The following is an 18,760-nucleotide window of genomic DNA, read 5'->3' as shown; positions in this document are numbered from 1 at the left end:
GCAGGGCCATGATGCGTACCGAGTCGAGGCCGTAGTCGATGAGGTTCTCGTCCGCGTCGAACTCCGCTTCATCTTCGTCGATGTGGCTCAGCAGCCGGGCCTTGAGCCCCTCATACGTCAACAAGGGGTTCTGCCCTTCTGCTTGCGCCGCCTTGGCGGCCGGTGCCTTGGCCGCCGGTATGGCCAGCACCTCTTCGCAGGGGATCACCTTGCCGCAGCGGGTCGCCACATAGTCCAGCGCCATCTGGTGATCGGCGAGGGAAAAGTCCGCTACCCCGTCCGCCAGGAAGAAGGGCTGGATGTCACGCATGAAGGCGTCGCAGGCGGTCATCATACAGCCGATGTGGCCATAGATGCCGCCGATGAGCAGCTGATCCCGTCCTTGAGATTTGAGCATCTGTTCAAATTCGGAGCGCTGGAAGGCGCTGTAGCGCCACTTGACCAGCACCACATCGTCGCTCTCGGGACGCAGGGGGGCGACCACCTGTTGCAGCTCAGGGCTCTTGTTCAGACCCGGGCCCCACATGTCGTTGAGCAGGGCCCTGTCCTCGGGGGCCTGATCCTTGGGCTGAGCTGTGTAGTAGACCGGAATGCCGAGGGCCTTGCAGTGGCGGCGCACCGCCACCAGATGCTCTGTCAGGGTCTTGATCAGCGGGCTGTTCTCGCCATAAAAGGCGGTGAAATACTCCTGCATGTCGTGAATGAGCAGGGCGGCACGCTTGGGATCCAAATTCCAGCTGACCTTGTTGGCCTTCCATTGGCTGGGCATGGCGTAGTTGTTCAGGGTTGGGATAGCCATAACGTCATGATTCCTTTTAGTTTTAAACTGTTGTCACAGGCAGGCTGTCGCCTGCTATCGCTTGAGCGATACGGGCGCGCAGCCCCTGCTTGTCAATCTTGCCCACCGCCGTCATGGGCAGGGCATCGAGAATTTCGAAGCGATCCGGCAGCTTGAATTCCGCCACGCCGCGGGAGCGCAGGAACTTGCGCAGGGCCAGCGCCTTGAGGCCGGGTTCGGTCGCGACGATGAAGGCGCAGCTCTTCTCCCCCATGGTGCTGTCCGGCATGGAGACCAGGGCCGCATGGGTGATGGCCGGGTGGTGCAGCAGCTGGTTTTCCACCTCTTCCGCCGCTATCTTCTCGCCGCCTCGGTTGATCTGATCCTTCTGGCGCCCCACCACTGTCAGGTAGCCGTCGGCATCCTGGACCACCAGATCGCCCGAGCAGTAGAAGCCCTCGCTATCGAATACCCGGGCGTTGTGGGCCGGGCTCTGGTAGTAGCCACGGAAGGTATAGGGGCCACGGGTGTGCAGGGCACCGGGCTCGCCTCGGGGAACCGGGTTGCCCTCCTCGTCCAGCACGCGCACCTCGTCATCCGGGCTCATGGGATGGCCCTGGGTGTGGATGATCTTCTCGTCCGAATCATCCAGCCGGGTGTAGTTCACCAGACCTTCGGCCATGCCAAACACCTGCTGCAGGCGGCAGCCAAGCAGGGGCTCTATTTTCCTGGCCACCGCCTCTCCGAGCTTGGCACCGCCCACCTGCAGCAGCGAGAGGCTCGCGAGCTGAGCCCGCACGGACGGGTCGGCCTCGGCGGCCTGCAGCCAGAGGGAGACAGCCGGCGGCACCAGCGAGCAGAGGTTGACCTGGTGGCGCTCAATCAGCGGGAAACAGCTCATGGGGCCGGGATCCGGTGCCAGCACCACGGCGCCACCTGCGTCGAACACGCCCAGCGCCCCGGGGGAGCTTAAGGGGAAGTTGTGGGGCGCCGGCAGGGCGCACAGGTAACGGGTATGGGGACCGAGCTCGCAGATCTCGTTGCTTCTGCGCACGCTGTACAGGTAGTCATCGTGGGTGCGGGGAATGAGCTTGGGGGTGCCAGTGCTGCCGCCGGAGAGCTGGAAGAAGGCCACCTCATCCGCCGGGCTTGGGCCAAAGGCGGGAGATGTTGCGCCATCGACATCCAGCTCCCCCAGCCAATGGGCCAGACCCAGCTCACCCGCTTCTCCATCCAGCAACACCAGCTCGGCGCCTATCTCAACCAGCAGCTCGCTTTGGCGAGCCCCATCGGTGAAGAGCGGATGGGCGGTGGAGCCGATAAAGAGGCGGGGCTTGATCTGCTCGGCATAGGAGGAAAGCTCCAGCCGGTTGTGGCTAAACAGGGCATTGACCGGCGCTATGCCGACTTTGAGCAGGGCGAAGAACACCAGGTAGAACTCGGCTACGTTTGGCAACTGCACCAGGGCGGTATCGCCGACGCTGAAACCCTGGCGGGCGAGGCGCGCCGCCAGCCGGGTCGACGCCGCATCCAGCTCACGGTAGCTGAAGCTGCGCTCGCCGCAGATGACGGCCATGGCCTCGGGCGCCAGTTCGCACTGGCGGGTCAGCATGGCGGTCAGGGGCTCACCGCGCCAATACCCCTTGGCGCGGTAAGACTCTGCCAGCTCCTTGGGCCAGCGGGTGTAGGGCAGGAAGTGGTTGTGAGTCGTCATAGGGCCACCTCGGTGCCCAGGCCCAGGGCCTTGAGCATGGTGCCGAGCTTGGTGCCTGTCTCGGCCCACTCCATGGCGGGATCCGAGCCAGCAACTATGCCGGCGCCAGCAAACAGCTCGACGTGATGACCGTCCAGCACGCCGCAGCGGATCACCACGGCCCACTCCCCATTGCCCTGGCTGTCGCACCAGCCGACGATGCCGCTGAACAGGGCACGGCGGAACGGTTCCTGCTCGCGGATGAACTGGCGTGCCAGATCCGTGGGATAACCACACAGGGCCGGGGTGGGATGCAGCTGGCAGGCCAGCGACAGCACGGATGCTTGCTCCGCATGCAGCTGACCCGCTATGGGAGTGCCCAGATGCCAGAGGGTGTCCGTGCTCATCAGGGAGGGCTCGGCGGGGATCGCCAGCACCCGGCAATGGGGGGCCAGCACCCGGCGGATCTCGTCGATCACCAACTTGTGTTCATGCTGATCCTTGCGCGATGCCAGCAGCTCCCGTGCCACCGCCTTGTCCTGCTCCGGCTCGCTGCCGCGCTTGGCCGAGCCCGCAAGGGGATGGGTGAACACCTCCCCTGCACTCACCCGCAGCAGCAACTCCGGGCTGGCACCGAGCAGGCGGCCCTGCCCCAGTGGCAGGGAGAAGTGGAAGGCATTGGGATTCTGGGTCATCAGACGGGCCAGCACCTGTTCGGGCTCCGCCGGCTTGCTCAGTTGCAACGAGAGTTTGCGCGACAACACCACCTTGGAGAGCCGACCCTGTGCGAATGCATCGAGAGCCGAGCTCACCGAGGCCTTGAACTCGGCCGCCGCGGGTGTGCTCTGCACCGAGATGACCTGATTGGCCAGAGGAGGCGTCGCCTGTGGCGCGGTGCGCTCCCCTCGTTCATATCGGCCGGGGATATAGAGACAGGAGGCTTCGGCAGGGTCAAAGGCGAAGGCGCCGACGAGCAGGGGATTGGCCTGGCCTGCGGCCTCTGCCGCCGCCAACGCCTGGACTATCTGCCGCTCGAGCAGGGACCATTCACAGGCTGGGGTGCTGATAGGCTGGCCCAGGTCATAGGCGCGAATGCAGCCCTGACTCGAGGTAAACAAGAAATCGGGCGGGGATCCGGCCTCGGCAGGCGCGCCACTTTCCATCACTAGAGTATTCACGCTACACCCTCAAACATGAGTCAAAATGATAATCGTTATCAATTGCTTTTGAGCGGCGGTAAAATACGCGTGTCGAAAGAGCCCGGTCAAGGGGATTTTTTGCCGAGAAAACTAGACTCTATCTGTGGGTATTGAAGGGATGAGGCCAGCACTGGCCTGCGAGGACCGGGGTCAGGTCGACAACGGGAATGCTCTCGAATTGCTATCCCCATATGGGGGATGCGACAAAAACCGGATCCGCACGCCCAGGCTGGCGGCCAACCCGCTTTGCCCCTAAGATGGCGCCATCAACCGTTGCCACCCGTCACGATGGAACTATCCCATGTTAAAGCACCTGCTGTTGCTCCCCTTCGCCCTGCTGCTGGCAGCCTGCTCCTCCCTCACTCAGTACAGCGTCAGCGAGGGCGAGATAAACCAGTACCTCAAAGACAAGGTTGCGTTCCAGAAGGAACTCGGCATCCCGGGGATCATGTCGAGCAAGATCCGGCTCGACGATCTGCAGAGCCGGATCGGTCGCAGCCGCGCCGATCGGGTTGAACTGGATGCCGCCGGCGACTTGCAGGTGGCGAGCCCCCTTGGTAGCCAACAGATGAGGATCCGCCTCTCCCTGAGTGCCCGTCCGGACTATGTGGCCGAGCAGGGCGCCATCTACCTGCGCGATCTTGAGCTCATCTCGGTCAAGACCGAACCGGCCGACGTGGGAGCGGCCCTCACCCCCTTGCTGCCGACCTTCAACCAGTCCCTCTCCCTGTTCCTCTCCCAGACGCCTGTCTACCGACTCGATACGAGTCGCCAGAACGAGGCCAGGATCAAGGATAAGGTCGAGGCCCTCAAGGTGGAGCCGGGACGCCTGGTGATCCCCTTCAAACTGATGTAATACTCATCGCCGCGCCTTCCCCCAAGACGCGGCTTTTTTCTTCTCAAGCCCCTCCCTTTGCCCCATAATGCACACCATTCTCATTTAGATTTTGAGAAGCGTCATAATAAAATCAAACATATGGGTGAAAAGGACATGAGAAAAACCGTACTGGTACAGGCGATCGCCTGCGCACTGCTCAGCAGCGCCGCGCACGCCGCCGTCAAGGTCGAGGACAAGACCTTCAACACCGCCGCCAGCATGCTGGCCTACACCGAATTCGAGCTCTCCGGCGAACCCCTGGCCGAGGCACTTGGCCTGGATCTGGACGTGCTAGATGCCAATCGCGCCGATGAACCGACTCCCTTCGACTTCGCCGCCGGCATCGAATCCTATGAATACTCTGAAGAGGCCATGTACGCCCTGAACTACCAGTCAGGCATGGGTCCTCATCTGGTGAACGGGCCCCAGAACCTGGCCCGTGGCGGCACCCTGGCAGACCTTGGCAAGCGCGTGCTGGCCATGGCCGAGGCAGTTGGTTTCCCGGCCGATGAAGTGCCCCAGGGCATGTATCCCCTCTCCCTGCCCTATGCCTCTGCCAATCCCGAATTCGCCCAGGCGGTGAACACCACCCCGGTCAACGGCGATCAGGTCACCATCAAGACCGCCAAGGGTGTCGAGAAGTCCGTCAAGACCCAGGTTCCCGCCTACTTCCGTGACTACGCCACCCTGCGCTGGAGCGGCAGCGACAACCTGCTGAACCCGGCCGCCGTGGGCGGTATCCTGCTCAAGGAAGTGATGTGGTCCCAGGACTTCCTCGGCGGCATGCACGTGGCCGAGAGCGATGAAGAGGTCGAAGCGGCCTCCTCCACCATGGATCAGGATGGCAAGCACAAGCTCGGCGTCTCCGCGGCCGATGGCTTCAACGGCATGATGCTGACCGAACAGTCCATCGACAAGCTGGCCATCCTGCAGGGTCAGCTCGGCTTCGATGGCAAGCAACTCGGCGCCAAGATAAGCCCGCAGTACGATCCCGCCAAGGGCGTGGTCTACTTCCCCCATCAGGTGAAAGTGACCGAAACCACCAAGAACGAGGTGGGTGCCATTGGCAAGCTGGACGTGGTGGATGGCTCAGCCCAACTGCGCGATGCCTGGATGCTGCTCTGGCCCCTGTCCGAGTTCTACGCCTTCAGCGATCAGCGCAGCGCCAACACCAACCAGAACCCGGCCTTCCACGCCGTGTTTGACGGCGCCCCCTTCGCCGCCGCACCGGCTGCCAACAAGGGCGGCGATGCCGCCAAGCTGGTGGCAGGGGAAGATGCCTTCTCCCTGGCGCTGAATCTCTCCGGCATGGTGTTCAAGAACCTCAATGCCCTGCACTTCGAGCCTAAGGCCGGCACCCTGGTGGACAGCTGGCAGGCGGGTAAGCAAGGCAAGCACGTCACTACCTTCGACGCCGCTTACAGCCTGGTCGCCCTGCAGATCTTCCAGCGCGCCCAGGATGCGCTGCCGGTCGGCTACGCCGCCGGTGACAACGGTGAGCTGAACCTCAAGACAGCTCAAGGCCAGCAGGCGCTGGTGCTGGTGCGCCAGCAGGCTGACTTCCTGCTCGCCCAGCTCAAGGGCAAGAATGGTCTGCTGCACGACGGCCTGACCCTGGGTGGCAAGCCGGATGCGGGTCAGTCCATCGAGACCCAGTTCGCCGCCATCCGTGGCCTGACCGCCGCCTTCCTGGCCACCTCGGACGCCAAGTACCGCACTGCCGCGCGCGAGCTGTTCATCGCCACCGACAAAGCCTTCTTCAACCCCAAGGCCGGTACCTGGCTCGCAGGCAAGCAGGGTGAATACACCCCCTGGACCCAGGCCGCCATCTCAGGCGCTCTGCGCTCAGCCATGCTGAACCTGCGCAACGAAGGCGCCGAGAAGGCACCCGAGCTGGAGCTGGCTCAGCTGACCCAGCGCTACGTGAGCTGGTTCCGTGGCACCGTCAACGGCGGCATGCAGATGGCCGAGTGGATCGGCGACTCCGGTGAGAACGTCATCGAAGGCGCCGGTCATGACACCGACGAGGACGGCGTGCCGCAAGTCACCGCCGCAGGTGGCAAGCACGGTACCGCCATGGTGATGGCCGGCAAGGCCGTCGTCAGCGAGAAATAAATCCGCGAACGGGTCATTCTATGACCCACGAAAAAGGGAGCCCTCGCGGCTCCCTTTCTTTTTGACCTGTCAGGTCATCACTTCAGCTTGGCCAGCATCTCCTTGGTGACCAGCACTATGCCCTGCTCGGAGCGATAGAAGCGGCGGCTATCCTCGTCCGCGTTCTCCCCCACCACCAGGCCATCCGGCAGCTTGCACCCCTTGTCCACCACCACCCGGCGCAGGCGGCAACCGGCCCCGATCTCGACCCCTGGGAAGATGATCGCCTGATCCAGGGTGCAGAAGGAGTGCACCCGCACATGGGTGAACAGCACAGAGTTCAGCACGAAAGAGCCACTGACGATGGAGCCACCGGCAAACATGGAGTTGATGGTCATGCCGTGCTGGCCGTTTCTGTCCTGCACGAACTTGGCGGGTGGTGTCATGGTCTGGCTGGTCCAGATGGGCCAGTTCTCGTCGTAGATGTCGAGCTCGGGTACCACGGAGGCCAAGTCCATGTTCGCCTCCCAGAAGGAGTCCAGGGTCCCCACGTCGCGCCAGTAGGGTTTGACCCCCTCCTTGGCCCCCACGCAAGACATAGTGAAGGGGTGGGCAAAGGCCTTGCCCTCCCCGACAATGCGCGGGATCACGTCCATGCCGAAGTCGTGCTTGGACTCCTGGTTGTGAATGTCCTCCTCCAGCAGCTGATACAAATACTCAGCCTCGAAGATGTAGATCCCCATGGAGGCCAGGGAGACGTTCTCGTTGCCCGGCATGGCGGGCGGGTTGGCCGGTTTTTCCACGAAGGCGCGGATCTTGCGCTGCTCGTCTATGTCCATCACGCCGAAGGCCGAGGCCTCGCAGCGCGGCACCTCGATGCAGGCCACCGTCACCTTGGCGCCGAGGCGCACGTGATCGAGCAGCATGGCCGCATAGTCCATCTTGTAGATGTGATCCCCCGCCAGCACCACTATGTATTTCGGGCCGTAGTCGCGAATGATGTCGACATTCTGATAGATGGCATCGGCGGTGCCGCGATACCAGTGCACCTCGTCCACCCGTTGTTGGGCTGGGAGCAGGTCGATGAACTCGTTCATCTGATAACGCAGGAAGGACCAGCCCGATTGCAGATGGCGCAGCAGGCTGTGGGACTTGTATTGGGTCACGACACCGACCCGGCGAATACCCGAGTTGATGCAGTTGGAGAGCACGAAATCGATGATGCGGAATTTGCCACCGAAATGCACCGCCGGCTTGGCGCGGTTGTCGGTCAGTTGCTTGAGGCGACTACCACGTCCCCCTGCGAGCACCAGGGCCATACTCTGATTCAATAGTTGCCGTGCTTTGGCTGTGTTTACGGGTTCTAGTTGCATAATTACCTCGGCCTGGTGGGTGCTGTTTTCATCTCATATTCGCCTTTTTTAGCCGTTATGAAAGTGTTTTCACTCACATTTAATCGCATTCCGTCGCCCCTTTTATGGTGTTGTGTGAGTACACAAGCGTTCTGCCGCGAGCTTGGTTAGAATTTACCCATCACAAACATCATCAAGGATGAGCCGATGTTGAAAACCTCAGGGGGGAACCTGCTGCTGGTGAGTGCCATGATCTGCATCCCGCTGCTTCTGCTGCAAGGGATCTGGCTCGCCCCGCCCGCCCCTCCCCACACCCTGTTGCTGGTCATGGCAACCACCATAGCCGGCTTCGGTCTGCTGTTTTACGTCGTTCGTCATTTGCGGGCGTCGGAGCAGCATCGACTGGAGCAGAGCTGGTTGCAGGCGCTGCAACTGCGAGACCCCACCAGGCTCGACAGCCCGCAAGCCCAGTTGGCGCTGCGTCAACTGCTTGCCTCCTTCACGGCCGCCGAGCAGGATGCACGCAGCCAGATCACAGAGCTGCACCATCAAGCTCACCTGGACGAGCTGACTCGCCTTCGCAATCGCCACTGTTTTCAACGGGACATGTCGGTGTTTTTGCAGCAAGAAGAGACCCACAGCGCCCTGCTGATCCTCATCCGGGCCACCAAGCTTGGCACCATCAACGAGCAACGCGGCGCCCTGTCCGGGGATGCCTATCTCAAGGCACTCACCGAGCTCATCACCCAGGCGGTCAGCCACGTGCCCAGCCACCAGGTCTACCGCATCTCTGGCGCCGACTTCGCCGTGCTGCTCCAACCCGCCGACGAGATCCAGCCCCACCTGCTGGGACAGGGGCTCAAGGTTGCCTTCGATCACTATCAACAGCAGCAGGGCTTGGCCGGTACCGCCTATGCGGGGCTGACGCCCTTTAGCAGCGGCCAGAAGATAGACGCCATCCTGGCCCGCGCCGATCTCGCCCTGGCCCGCGCCCAGACCGGCGTGGTGAACGGCTGGGCCATCCAGCAACATGACTCCTCACTGGATCTCCATGGCCAGCAGCACTGGAAGCGGGTGCTGGATGAGCTGCTGTCCCAGGAGCGTGTCAGCTTCTACTGTCAGCCCATCCAGACCCTGAACCCGGACATGGTGCCTTATCAGGAGATCTACGCCCGTTTCAACAGCAACGCGGGCACGGTGCTGCCCATGGATACCCTGTTCGCCATGGCCCACCGGCTGGACATGGTGATGAAACTGGAGCAGATGCTGATCCGCCACATCATGCGCCAGCACAAGGCCTTCGACAGCCACCACAGTCGCTGGGGGCTGCGTCTGTCCGGCAATCCGCTGCAAAACAGCACCTTCCTCATCTGGCTCGATCAACAGCTTGGCAAGGATCTCGACACCAGCGCCCAGCTGGTGTTCGAGCTGGAAGAAGAGCGGCTGGAGATGAACCTGAGCGGTGCCAAGCGCCTGTTCGAGCTGCTCAGGCGCCAGGGCAGTCGCTCCGCCATCTGCAACTTCGGCAAGGGCATCGACTCCTTCGCCCTCCTGCGCGAGCTCAGGCCCGACTACGTCAAGCTGGATCCGGCACTCATCACTACCCTGGAGCAGGACGAGGCCAACCAACAGTTCGTGCGGATGATAGTCGACGTGTCCCATCGCATGGGCTGTCTGGTGATCGCGGAAGGGGTGGAGGAGCTGGAGCAGAAGGAGTTGTTGCAGGGCATGTACGTGGACGGCCTGCAGGGCTATCTCATCGCCAGGCCTCAGGAGCTGAGGCCTGATCTCAAGCACAGGGGATTTACTGGGGGCGTTTCAACTTCAGCAGGGTCAATATGATGTCGTTGAGCTGGCGATAGCGTTCCAGCTCCTTCTGATCGTAGCGCGTCGCCAGCATAGTGGGATTGTGGCGATTCTTGAGATAACGGTTGATCTGCAACCGATTGAAACCGGCCACTTTGTAGACCTGCCCGAGCAGAGCATTGAGCTCTTCGTCATCCAGCCCGGCCTTGGCCAGATAGTCCTCCTGAACCGGGCTCTCCAGCTGGCAACTCTGCTTGTCGATGTGACCCGTTTCCTGCAGATAGGCGAGCCACTGCTCCACATAGAGCGGCTTGCAACCGGCCAGCAGGTTGAAAAAGCCGACGGCATCGCAGCGGCACTCGGTCAGCAACACCAGCGCCAGCTCATCGCTGTCACAACTGAAGGTAACGGGCCCGCTCTGGCTCCAGTCCAGCGCCTGCACCCGGATCTCGGCCCGCGCTCCCGCCTGTGTGGTCACGTTAAAGACAAACATGTCACCTCCCGCTCGGCAAAGGGTTGATGATGGCCCATCCCACCGGCTTCGCCAAGCCAAATCGCCTTTTCATGCCAGATTCTGGAGCTGGGCCATAAAAAAAAACCGACAGCCTCGCGGCCATCGGTTCTCCTTCAATCCCAGGGGACCCGCCAACGGGCCCTCAATGCAACACAGTTCAGGCGTCCAGCTCGACCAGTGCCTTGGCCAGCTCGATGGGTTCGAGCTCCTGGCCTTCCAGATCGGCGTTCCAGTTCGGGCCGACCAGCACGTCGTCATCGTCCAGATCGTTGATCCAGATGTCGAGGAACTCTTCTAGCTCGATCACTTCCGGCTCGTAGTCGGCCCACTCGTCCACGCAGTGCAGGCGGGCATCGCCCTCGGCGGACCAGAGCGGCATGACGTCGGCGTCTTCGAACTCGGCGGAGCGGCACACGACCCAGTCTTCACCGTAGCGCAGACCCCACACCTGACCGGACTCGCGGACTTCTTCGATAAACAGCTGGAAATTGGCATCAAGGTTGTCAGTTAGTTTGCTCATGGGGGTCTCTCTCTTGCAGACGGTGGCCACGCTGGCCAAGAATGGGGCTGATGGTGTCCCAAAAGCCCCCCAGACTCAAGTCAAATCCCCAAAAAGGCGGGGATAAGCCTCATCAGGTACGATATTGGGCGACCAGGGCCCCCAATTCGTCGCAAGAGTGGGCCAGCGTGCCCGCCGCCTGCTCTGTCAACTGGTTCTGGGCCAGGGCTTCCGTCGCCAGGGAAGTGATGGCCACCAGTCTCTGGTTGATCTCCTCCGCCGCCCGACTCTGCTCGGCGGCGGCGGTGGCAATCTGACTATTCATGGCAGTGATGGTGTGTACGGATCCATCGATGGCATTGATGGCGCCGTCCGCCTCACCGGCCTTGTCGGCGGTCGAGCGGGAGAGTTGCTGCAACTGAGTGATGCCGCTTGCGACCTTGCCCGCCCCCTCCTGCAGCCGTTGTATCATCTGCCGGATCTCGTCGGTGGAGCTGTGGGTGCGGGTGGCCAGGGTGCGCACCTCGTCCGCCACCACTGCAAAGCCACGGCCCTGCTCCCCCGCCCGCGCCGCCTCGATGGCTGCGTTCAAGGCCAGCAGATTGGTCTGCTCGGCCACGCCCCGGATCACATCCAGCACTGAGCCTATCTGCTGGGTTTCCTGCTCGAGCTGACTCACGGCCCGCACCGTCTGGGCCATCTCGTCCCCCAGCTGATCTATGGTGGCAATGGTCTGGGCCACCACCTCCCGGCCATGCTGGGCCAGATTGAGCGCCTCATCCGCGGCATCCGCCGCCTGGGCGGCGTGCTGACCTACCTCGCGACTGCTCACCGTCATCTGCTCCATGGCACTGGCGACGCGCAGGGTGTCCTGCTCCTGGCCGGTGACGATGGCGCCGGTGCGATCGACGATCTGCTCCAGCTGATGGGCCTGCTCCCGGTTCTGGGCGGCGATCTGCTGGCTGCGGCCCACCAGCTGCGCCATCTGGCTGGCAAACTGGTTGAAGTTGACCGACAGCTGGCTCAGCTCATCCCGACCCAACTCCGGCAGGCGGAACCTCAGATCCCCCTCTCCCCTGGCGATATTGCCAAGGGCCGACACGGATTGGGAGAGCGGCACCACTATGCTGCGTACGATGAGGCCGACCACCAGGAACAGCAGTATGGCCAGCACGGCGCCAATCCCGAGCAGGGTGAACAGCACCTCCCGGTACTGGGCCTCGACATCGTCCACATAGACGCCGGTGCCTATGATCCAGTCCCAGGGGGCGAAGCGCTTGACGTAGGAGATCTTGCGCACCGGCTCCTCCACCCCGGGTTTGGGCCAGTAGTAGGCAACCTCCCCCGCCCCTTGCGCCTTGGCAAGTTCAGCAAAAGCGACAAACAGCTTGAGCCCCTGCTTGTCCTCCACTCCGGAGAGATCCTGACCATCCAGCGCGGGCTTCATGGGGTGCATCACCATGGTGGGGTGGCTGTCATTGATCCAGAAATAGTCGTCCTGGCCATAGCGCAGCCCCTTGATCAGCGCCAGCGCCTGGGCCTTGGCATCGGCTTCGCCAAGCTCGCCCCGCTGCACCCGCGCCTCGAATTCGGCCACCAGACTGTAGGCGGTCTCGACCTGAGCCCGGGTCTGGCGGCTCTTCTCCGCCATCAGCCCCTGCTGGTAGATCTGCAGACAGGAAAACAGCAAGAGCCCGAGCAGGACCAGCACCATCAGGGTCACCAGCGACAGGCGCCGGCCGATACTCCATCGTCTCAACATAACCTCACTCCCTACTCAGCTACATGCTGTTAACAAGGTATGTCGCTCCGGCGCGGGCTGTCCACGACTGCGGTAAAGCCGCTGCCGAAAACATGATCCAGCCCGAAAATGCACGAAGGCGCCCATGGGCGCCTTCGTCTTTTAGTCTAAGAAATCCTGTGAGATCAACGCTCCCAGTACACCTCTTCCAGACTGTCTTCCTTCTCCGGCAGACCGCGAGAGAGGCGTGGGCTGCTCTGGGCCAGCACCTCGTAGCTCACCCGGTTGGCGTATTTACACACCTGGGCCAGGGAGGAGTAGGTCAGGAACTCGGACATGTGCTTGGCGGAGTTCGGCACATTCATGCGGTGATAGGCGTTGGCCACCATGTCGTGCAGCACCGCAGAGAGGGCACCATCCCCGGCGCCGTTGGTGTTCTTGATCTTCTCCGGGCCGCCCATATAGGGGGAGATGTGGGAGTAGATGCGCGCCGGCTTGCGGCACTTGGCACGGGTCATGGGACGGCTGAACTCAAACATGTTGAACTCGGGGATGACCCCGGGCAGCAGGGTATGAGTGGTCTCGCGCTTGTAGTCCTCTTCGGTGTAGCTCGCCATGTAGAGGCCGATGGGGCCGGCGGTACAGAGCACCATGTCGGCCCAGTCCAGGGCCTTGTCGGCGGCACCGAGGGGGTCTTTTATTCCGGTCAGGGCTTCCGCCTCGTCCTCGTTCATCGCAAGCACAGTCACGTTCTCGGCGATAAAATCGCGCCACCACTGGGGATTTTCATCGATGACGAAGCGGGTACCCAGGGTCAGCACCACGGGCACACCGGCCTCACGGGCATAACGCACGGCAGTCATGGCCGCGTCCTTCATGGGGGTGCCATCGGCGCCGCGCACCAGATAGGCGGTGATCACCAGGGCGGAAGCCTCCTTGATGATGGCCTCGGGGATGTGCGCCACATCCAGGTGATCCATCTTGCCGGCGTTGATGCCAAAGCTGCGCTCGCCCCCTTCGGTGATGAAGGTGAAACAGCGACCGACCGGGCCGTCTACCGGTTGCAGGTAGTCGAGGTTGACCCGTGAGGAGGTGTTGCACAGATAGCGGTAGGCGTAGCTGCCGATGCGGATGTCCTGGCTCATGACCCCGAGCAGGATGGAGTGGGAATCCGCCAGCACAGAGTAGTTGTGCATGGTGTTGCCTATGGTGCCGCCAGCAAACTCGCTCACCACCATGTTATTGTTCTTGAGCTCTTCGTAGACCCGCTCGGCCACATCGTCGGAGATAAGCATGGAGTGGCCCTTGCTCAAGCCGTACCGGTTCAGGAAGTCTTCATCCACGTGGGCTTCGATGTCCACCAGGGTCTGATCGATACCCACCACATAGGCCTTGCCCAGTTCGGTGAGCAGAGGATTTTGCGGGATCAGGGGATCACGCCTGTCGACCGGGAAGTAGTGTTTGGACTTGCGCTGACCGGGAAATTTCATGGCAATCTTCTGTGCTCTGGGGAAAAGAGGGGCGGGATTTTAACACAATCCGTCCCATCGAAAAGTCGCCCGTTTAAAATATGGGGTCAGTATAGACAAGGGCTGCAGAGGAAAACGTTTGATTGTGGCGACATAAAAAAACCACCTCGGGGTGGGGTGGTTTTTTACAAATCGGCGAGTCAATCATCCCCCGAACGACAGCCCCTGAACCAAGGCCAGTACAGAGAAGAGGCCGAGGGAGAGCCAGAAGAACAGGGTGCCAAACAGGCGCGGCTTGTTGGGCGCCTTGGGGATCTGGATGCCGATGGCGTGCAGGATGCGGCCCACCAGCAGCAAGATGCCACCCAGGTGCAGCCAGAGTGCGCCGACTCCGGCCAGCTCGCACAGAGCCATCAGCAGCAGGGTGAGCGGCACGTACTCGGCGAAGTTGGCGTGGGCGCGGATCGCGGAGCGCATCTCGGGCGCCTCCCCTTCCCCTATCATCACCTTGAACTGGGCCCGGCGCTTGACCACCCAGAAGGAGAGCAGCAGGAACAAGAGCCCCAACAGGCCGGCGTAAATCAGCGTGACATGCATCATCTAGACACTCCTTATCGTTGAACGTTAAAACCCGAGCATCCCTGCCGACCCGCGGCGGATGGCAGAGATCCTAGCCGGTTATCATGCCAATTCGCGGCAGATAAGCGACACCATCATGCGGATATGGGCCTGATCGCTGTTGAGGGCGGGGATGTAATGGAACTGCTCTCCCCCCGCCTCGGTGAAGAGGTGGCGGTTCTCTACCTGGATCTCCTCCAGGGTCTCGAGGCAGTCGGCGGAAAACGCCGGGCAGATCACATCGAGGCGCTTGACCCCCTTGTTGGCCAGTTCAGTGATGGTGGCGTCGGTGTAGGGCTTGAGCCACTCCTGCTTGCCGAAGCGGGACTGGAAGCTGGCGCTCCACTGCTCGGGGGCAAGGCCCAGGGCCTCGGCCAGCAGGCTCGCGGTGCGGCGGCACTGGTGACCATAGGGGTCACCCTCGTCTTCGCTGCGCTGGGGAATGCCGTGGAAGGACATCAGCAGATGCTCTCCCTGCCCCTGTTGCTCCCACTGGCGACGCACGCTCATGGCGAGCGCCTGTATGTATTCGGGGTGATTGTGATAATCACGGATGAGGCGCATCACCGGCAGGTGGCGCTCGCTCTTCATCACCCGCGCCCAACCGTCAAACACGGCGGCCGTGGTGCTGGCGGCATATTGGGGATAGAGCGGCAACAAGATGACCCGGTTGACCCCTTGCGCCTTGAGGGCCTGCCAGCCATCACTCAGAGACGGGCTGCCATAGGTCATGGCGAGCACCACGGGCACATCGACCCCTTCGCGTTTGAGCTCCTGCTCCAGCGCCGCGCGCTGACGCTGGCTGATGGCCATCAGAGGCGACCCCTCTTCGGTCCAGATCTGCTGGTATAGCTTGGCGACCCTGGGGGCCCGAAACGGCAAGATGGCAAGATTGAGCAGGGGGGACCACAACAGACGCGGTATTTCAACCACCCGTTGGTCCTGCAGGAACTGGCTGAGGAAGGCCTTGACGGCGGAGGTGGTCGGCGCCGCTGGCGTCCCCAGATTGACGAGCAAGATCCCGGTTTTTGTGGTCACGTTAGCTTCCTGTCGTGCTGTTTTTGTCGTTCTTGTTGTAATGCAAGAAAGGGCCCTGGATGGACCCTTATCTCAATCTCATTTTTTATCGAAGGCGAATTAGCCCAGGATGGCGGCCAATTGCTTGCTGACCAGATCCACCGGCTGGGTGCCGTCGATCTTGACGTAACGGGTGTTGCCCGCTTCCGCTTCTTTACCGTAGAAACCGATCAGCGGCGCAGTCTGCTGATGGTACACATCCAGACGCTTGCGCACTGTGGTCTCTTCGTCGTCGGCACGGATCACCAGATCCTCGCCGGTCACGTCATCCTTGCCTTCTACCTTCGGCGGGTTGAACACCACGTGGTAGGTACGGCCGGAGCCGGAGTGAACACGGCGGCCGCTCATGCGCTTGACGATCTCTTCGTCCGGCACGTCGAATTCCAGCACGAAGTCCACCACCACACCGGCATCTTTCATGGCTTGCGCCTGGGGGATGGTGCGCGGGAAGCCGTCCAGCAGGAAGCCGTTGGCGCAATCCGCTTGCGCGATACGTTCTTTGACCAGGCCGATGATGATGTCGTCAGAGACGAGCTGACCTGCGTCCATCACGGCCTTGGCCTTGAGGCCCAGCTCGGTGCCCGCCTTGATCGCCGCACGCAGCATGTCGCCGGTGGAGATCTGCGGAATACCGTGTTTTTCCATGATGAACTGAGCCTGAGTGCCTTTACCTGCACCCGGTGCTCCCAACAGAACAATGCGCATACACGCTCCTAATTGATTGGTTATTCAATTCTTGAGAAGGCAAAAAACTACACGGTTTCGCCCATTTTCACAAGCTTGCCCCGTGTAAGTGGCCACATTATCACCATGTGTTTGCCCGGGCACTACGACGAAAGGCGCAGGAGCCCAACACAAAAAATGATTGAAAATGCAGCAATCTTGTGGTCGGGCCAGTATCGCCGCGAGCTGGCATCTGGCCATAAAAAAGGCCCACTATATCAGTGGGCCACAAACGTCACGCCTGGAGTAACAGACGGTTGATACGGGCGACGAAGCTCGCCGGATCATTGAGGCCACCCTGTTCGGCCAACTGGGCCTGTTCGTGCAACAGGTTGACCCACTCGCCAAACAGGCTGTCGTCTTCGATGGTGTCGAGTTTCTTCACCAGCGCGTGCTCAGGGTTGAGCTCCAGGATGTACTTCTGCTCCGGTACCGGCTGGCCGGCGGCGCGCATCAGCTTGATCATCTGGGTACTCATGCCGTGATCGTCGGTGACGATGCAAGACGGTGAGTCGGTCAGACGGTGGGTGACGCGCACCTCTTTGATGGTGTCTCCCAGGCTCTGCTTGACCCGCTCAACCAGACCGGCGTTGGCCTTCTCGGCCTCTTCTTGCGCCTGCTTGGCCGCTTCATCTTCCAGCTCGCCCAAGTCCAGCTCGCCACGGGTGACGGAGACCAGCTGCTTGCCATCGAACTCGGTCAGGTGGCTCATCAGCCACTCGTCGACGCGCTCCCACATCAGCAGCACTTCGACGCCCTTCTTGCGGAAGATCTCGAGGTGCGGGCTGTTCTTGGCGGCGGCGAAGCTGTCGGCGGTGATGTAGTAAATCTTCTGCTGACCTTCCTTCATGCGGCCAACATACTCTTCCAGGGAGACGGTCTGGGCTTCCCCCTCGCCGGCGGTACTGGCAAAGCGCAAGAGCTTGGCGATCTCTTCGCGGTTCGCGTAATCCTCGGCCGGACCTTCTTTCAAGACGTTACCGAACTCGCTCCAGAACTTGGCGTACTTCTCGCCATCGTCCTTGGCCAGTTTGTTGAGCATGGTCAGCACGCGCTTGGAGCAGGCCTTGCGCAAGGAAGCGGTGACCTTGTTGTCCTGCAAAATTTCACGGCTGACGTTCAGCGGCAGATCGTTGGAGTCCAGCACCCCTTTCACAAACCGGAGATACGTCGGCATAAACTGCTCGGCGTCATCCATGATGAAGACGCGCTGCACGTAGAGCTTGAGACCGTGCTTCTGATCGCGGTTATAGAGATCGAACGGCGCGCGAGCCGGGATGTAGAGCAGGCTGGTGTACTCCTGCGCCCCTTCCACCCGGTTGTGACCCCACAAAAGCGGATCTTCGAAGTCGTGGGCGACGTGCTTGTAGAACTCCTGATACTCCTCGTCCTTGATGTCCTTCGGATTACGGGTCCAGAGCGCGGTGGCGCGGTTGACCTGCTCCCACTCGCCTGGGGTCCCGACTATGGTCTCACCGTCCTCTTCCCGATCCGGGGTGCCCTCTTTGTACATCTCGACCGGCACAGAGATGTGATCAGAATACTTGGCCACCACGGCGCGCAGGCGCCAGTCGTCCAGGAACTCTTCTTCCTCGGCACGCAGGTGCAAGATGACGTCGGTACCGCGACCCTCTTTGGTCACGTCCGCCACGGTGAAGGAGCCTTCCCCCTCGGATTCCCACTGTACGCCCTGGCTCGGCTCTGTGCCGGCGGCGCGGGAGATGACGGTCACCTTGTCGGCGACGATGAAGGCAGAATAGAAGCCGACCCCGAACTGACCGATCAGCTGGGAGTCTTTGCCCTGATCACCGGAGAGGTGCTTGAAGAACTCGGCGGTGCCGGATTTGGCGATGGTGCCCAGGTGTTCGATCACCTGGTCACGGGTCATGCCGATGCCGTTGTCCGAGATGGTCAGGGTCTTGTTCTCTTTGTCCACCACCAGGCGCACGCGCAGCTGGCCGTCGTTTTCGAACAAAGAGGCATCGGAAAGCGCCTTGAAGCGCAGCTTGTCCGCCGCATCGGAGGCGTTGGAAATAAGCTCGCGCAGGAATACTTCTTTGTTGGAGTAGAGGCTGTGAGCCATCAGGCTCAGCAGTTGTTTGACTTCGGTTTGAAAGCCGTGGGTTTCGGCGTGAACACTTTGGGTCATCGACCAATCCTCAAAACGTCGGGTTGAACAGATTCTCAACCTAGATGGGGCTGGCCTCCCAAATATCAAGGGGCGAGTGTGCAATCTTGCACACTCGCCCCTTCTTTGTACGAAACATGTTCACCAAACCGCCGAGACTGAAACCTGCGGATGAGCTGTCGCGAGAAGCCG

Annotated in this window: 15 protein-coding genes; 3 read left to right on the top strand and 12 right to left on the bottom strand. The window is 61.6% G+C overall.

Translation table 11 applies throughout. The features are described 5' to 3' along the window. The 3 genes from CUC44_RS20580 to CUC44_RS20570 all read right to left on the bottom strand — a co-directional run. Window positions 1–799, bottom strand: a 799-nt coding sequence (locus CUC44_RS20580; protein ID WP_100861717.1) for an isochorismatase family protein, incomplete at its 3' end; no start/stop codon positions are given. Window positions 800–821: 22 nt separating this feature from the next. Further along, window positions 822–2,492 carry a (2,3-dihydroxybenzoyl)adenylate synthase gene (locus tag CUC44_RS20575; RefSeq protein WP_100861716.1) on the bottom strand — a complete coding sequence of 557 codons (1,671 nt, stop codon included), beginning with the start codon at window positions 2,490–2,492 and terminating at the stop codon, window positions 822–824. Beyond that, entirely contained in the window at window positions 2,489–3,634 is a 1,146-nt protein-coding gene (locus tag CUC44_RS20570; protein WP_279627845.1) for an isochorismate synthase, read from the bottom strand. Before CUC44_RS20570 ends, CUC44_RS20575 begins: the two co-directional genes overlap by 4 nt. A 337-nt stretch (window positions 3,635–3,971) precedes the next feature. Here CUC44_RS20570 and CUC44_RS20565 point away from each other — a divergent pair, with 337 nt between their 5' ends. Together CUC44_RS20565 and CUC44_RS20560 are read left to right on the top strand one after the other, a co-directional pair. After that, a complete protein-coding gene (locus tag CUC44_RS20565) occupies window positions 3,972–4,526 on the top strand; it encodes a lipoprotein (protein WP_100861714.1) in 555 nt (184 codons plus the stop codon). 135 nt (window positions 4,527–4,661) lie between these two features. Continuing rightward, window positions 4,662–6,662, top strand: coding sequence for a hypothetical protein (locus CUC44_RS20560; protein WP_100861720.1), 2,001 nt, complete (start codon window positions 4,662–4,664; stop codon window positions 6,660–6,662). 77 nt (window positions 6,663–6,739) lie between these two features. Here the strand turns inward: CUC44_RS20560 and glgC are convergent, their stop codons facing one another. Beyond that, the gene (gene glgC / locus CUC44_RS20555; protein ID WP_100861713.1) at window positions 6,740–8,014 is read right to left on the bottom strand and encodes a glucose-1-phosphate adenylyltransferase; all 1,275 of its coding nucleotides are present in this window, start codon (window positions 8,012–8,014) and stop codon (window positions 6,740–6,742) included. 186 nt (window positions 8,015–8,200) lie between these two features. Here glgC and CUC44_RS20550 point away from each other — a divergent pair, with 186 nt between their 5' ends. Then, window positions 8,201–9,835 carry an EAL domain-containing protein gene (locus tag CUC44_RS20550; protein ID WP_100861712.1) on the top strand — a complete coding sequence of 545 codons (1,635 nt, stop codon included), beginning with the start codon at window positions 8,201–8,203 and terminating at the stop codon, window positions 9,833–9,835. On the opposite strand, the gene CUC44_RS20545 is transcribed toward CUC44_RS20550, so the two are convergent. The 8 genes from CUC44_RS20545 to htpG form a co-directional block, all read right to left on the bottom strand. Next, the gene (locus CUC44_RS20545; protein ID WP_100861711.1) at window positions 9,798–10,292 is read right to left on the bottom strand and encodes a hypothetical protein; all 495 of its coding nucleotides are present in this window, start codon (window positions 10,290–10,292) and stop codon (window positions 9,798–9,800) included. The two genes, CUC44_RS20550 and CUC44_RS20545, sit on opposite strands and share 38 nt — an antisense overlap. Before the next feature lie 178 nt (window positions 10,293–10,470). Beyond that, window positions 10,471–10,833 carry a DUF2750 domain-containing protein gene (locus tag CUC44_RS20540; RefSeq protein WP_100861710.1) on the bottom strand — a complete coding sequence of 121 codons (363 nt, stop codon included), beginning with the start codon at window positions 10,831–10,833 and terminating at the stop codon, window positions 10,471–10,473. A 112-nt stretch (window positions 10,834–10,945) separates the two neighbouring features. Next, window positions 10,946–12,574, bottom strand: coding sequence for a methyl-accepting chemotaxis protein (locus CUC44_RS20535; protein ID WP_244166811.1), 1,629 nt, complete (start codon window positions 12,572–12,574; stop codon window positions 10,946–10,948). A 164-nt stretch (window positions 12,575–12,738) separates the two neighbouring features. Then, window positions 12,739–14,043, bottom strand: coding sequence for an inosine/guanosine kinase (locus tag CUC44_RS20530; protein WP_100861709.1), 1,305 nt, complete (start codon window positions 14,041–14,043; stop codon window positions 12,739–12,741). Between the two features lie 183 nt (window positions 14,044–14,226). After that, on the bottom strand, window positions 14,227–14,622 hold the full coding sequence (locus CUC44_RS20525; RefSeq protein WP_100861708.1) for an MAPEG family protein: 396 nt from the start codon (window positions 14,620–14,622) through the stop codon (window positions 14,227–14,229). Window positions 14,623–14,703: 81 nt separating this feature from the next. Next, on the bottom strand, window positions 14,704–15,678 hold the full coding sequence (gene hemH / locus CUC44_RS20520; protein WP_157812814.1) for a ferrochelatase: 975 nt from the start codon (window positions 15,676–15,678) through the stop codon (window positions 14,704–14,706). A 99-nt stretch (window positions 15,679–15,777) separates the two neighbouring features. Then, window positions 15,778–16,422: an adenylate kinase gene (gene adk / locus CUC44_RS20515; RefSeq protein WP_033130255.1), complete on the bottom strand. Its 645-nt coding sequence runs from the start codon at window positions 16,420–16,422 to the stop codon at window positions 15,778–15,780. Window positions 16,423–16,675: 253 nt separating this feature from the next. Next, window positions 16,676–18,589 (bottom strand): molecular chaperone HtpG, encoded by a 1,914-nt coding sequence (gene htpG, locus CUC44_RS20510; RefSeq protein ID WP_100861706.1) that lies wholly within the window; start codon window positions 18,587–18,589, stop codon window positions 16,676–16,678. Window positions 18,590–18,760: the final 171 nt, after the last annotated feature.

Origin of the sequence: Aeromonas lusitana (genome assembly GCF_002812985.1) — a bacterium.
Classification (GTDB): domain Bacteria; phylum Pseudomonadota; class Gammaproteobacteria; order Enterobacterales; family Aeromonadaceae; genus Aeromonas; species Aeromonas lusitana.
This window is presented reverse-complemented; position numbering and strand designations above follow the sequence as displayed.

Bases quoted from the DNA above. Each gene is read 5' to 3' on its own strand.
- CUC44_RS20550 (WP_100861712.1), top strand. From the start codon at position 8,201: ATGTTGAAAACCTCAGGGGGGAACCTGCTGCTGGTGAGTGCCATGATC.
- CUC44_RS20560 (WP_100861720.1), top strand. From the start codon at position 4,662: ATGAGAAAAACCGTACTGGTACAGGCGATCGCCTGCGCACTGCTCAGC.
- CUC44_RS20565 (WP_100861714.1), top strand. From the start codon at position 3,972: ATGTTAAAGCACCTGCTGTTGCTCCCCTTCGCCCTGCTGCTGGCAGCC.
- CUC44_RS20525 (WP_100861708.1), bottom strand. From the start codon at position 14,622: ATGATGCATGTCACGCTGATTTACGCCGGCCTGTTGGGGCTCTTGTTC.
- CUC44_RS20545 (WP_100861711.1), bottom strand. From the start codon at position 10,292: ATGTTTGTCTTTAACGTGACCACACAGGCGGGAGCGCGGGCCGAGATC.
- CUC44_RS20535 (WP_244166811.1), bottom strand. From the start codon at position 12,574: ATGTTGAGACGATGGAGTATCGGCCGGCGCCTGTCGCTGGTGACCCTG.
- adk (WP_033130255.1), bottom strand. From the start codon at position 16,422: ATGCGCATTGTTCTGTTGGGAGCACCGGGTGCAGGTAAAGGCACTCAG.
- CUC44_RS20530 (WP_100861709.1), bottom strand. From the start codon at position 14,043: ATGAAATTTCCCGGTCAGCGCAAGTCCAAACACTACTTCCCGGTCGAC.
- glgC (WP_100861713.1), bottom strand. From the start codon at position 8,014: ATGCAACTAGAACCCGTAAACACAGCCAAAGCACGGCAACTATTGAAT.
- CUC44_RS20540 (WP_100861710.1), bottom strand. From the start codon at position 10,833: ATGAGCAAACTAACTGACAACCTTGATGCCAATTTCCAGCTGTTTATC.
- htpG (WP_100861706.1), bottom strand. From the start codon at position 18,589: ATGACCCAAAGTGTTCACGCCGAAACCCACGGCTTTCAAACCGAAGTC.
- CUC44_RS20575 (WP_100861716.1), bottom strand. From the start codon at position 2,492: ATGACGACTCACAACCACTTCCTGCCCTACACCCGCTGGCCCAAGGAG.
- CUC44_RS20570 (WP_279627845.1), bottom strand. From the start codon at position 3,634: ATGGAAAGTGGCGCGCCTGCCGAGGCCGGATCCCCGCCCGATTTCTTG.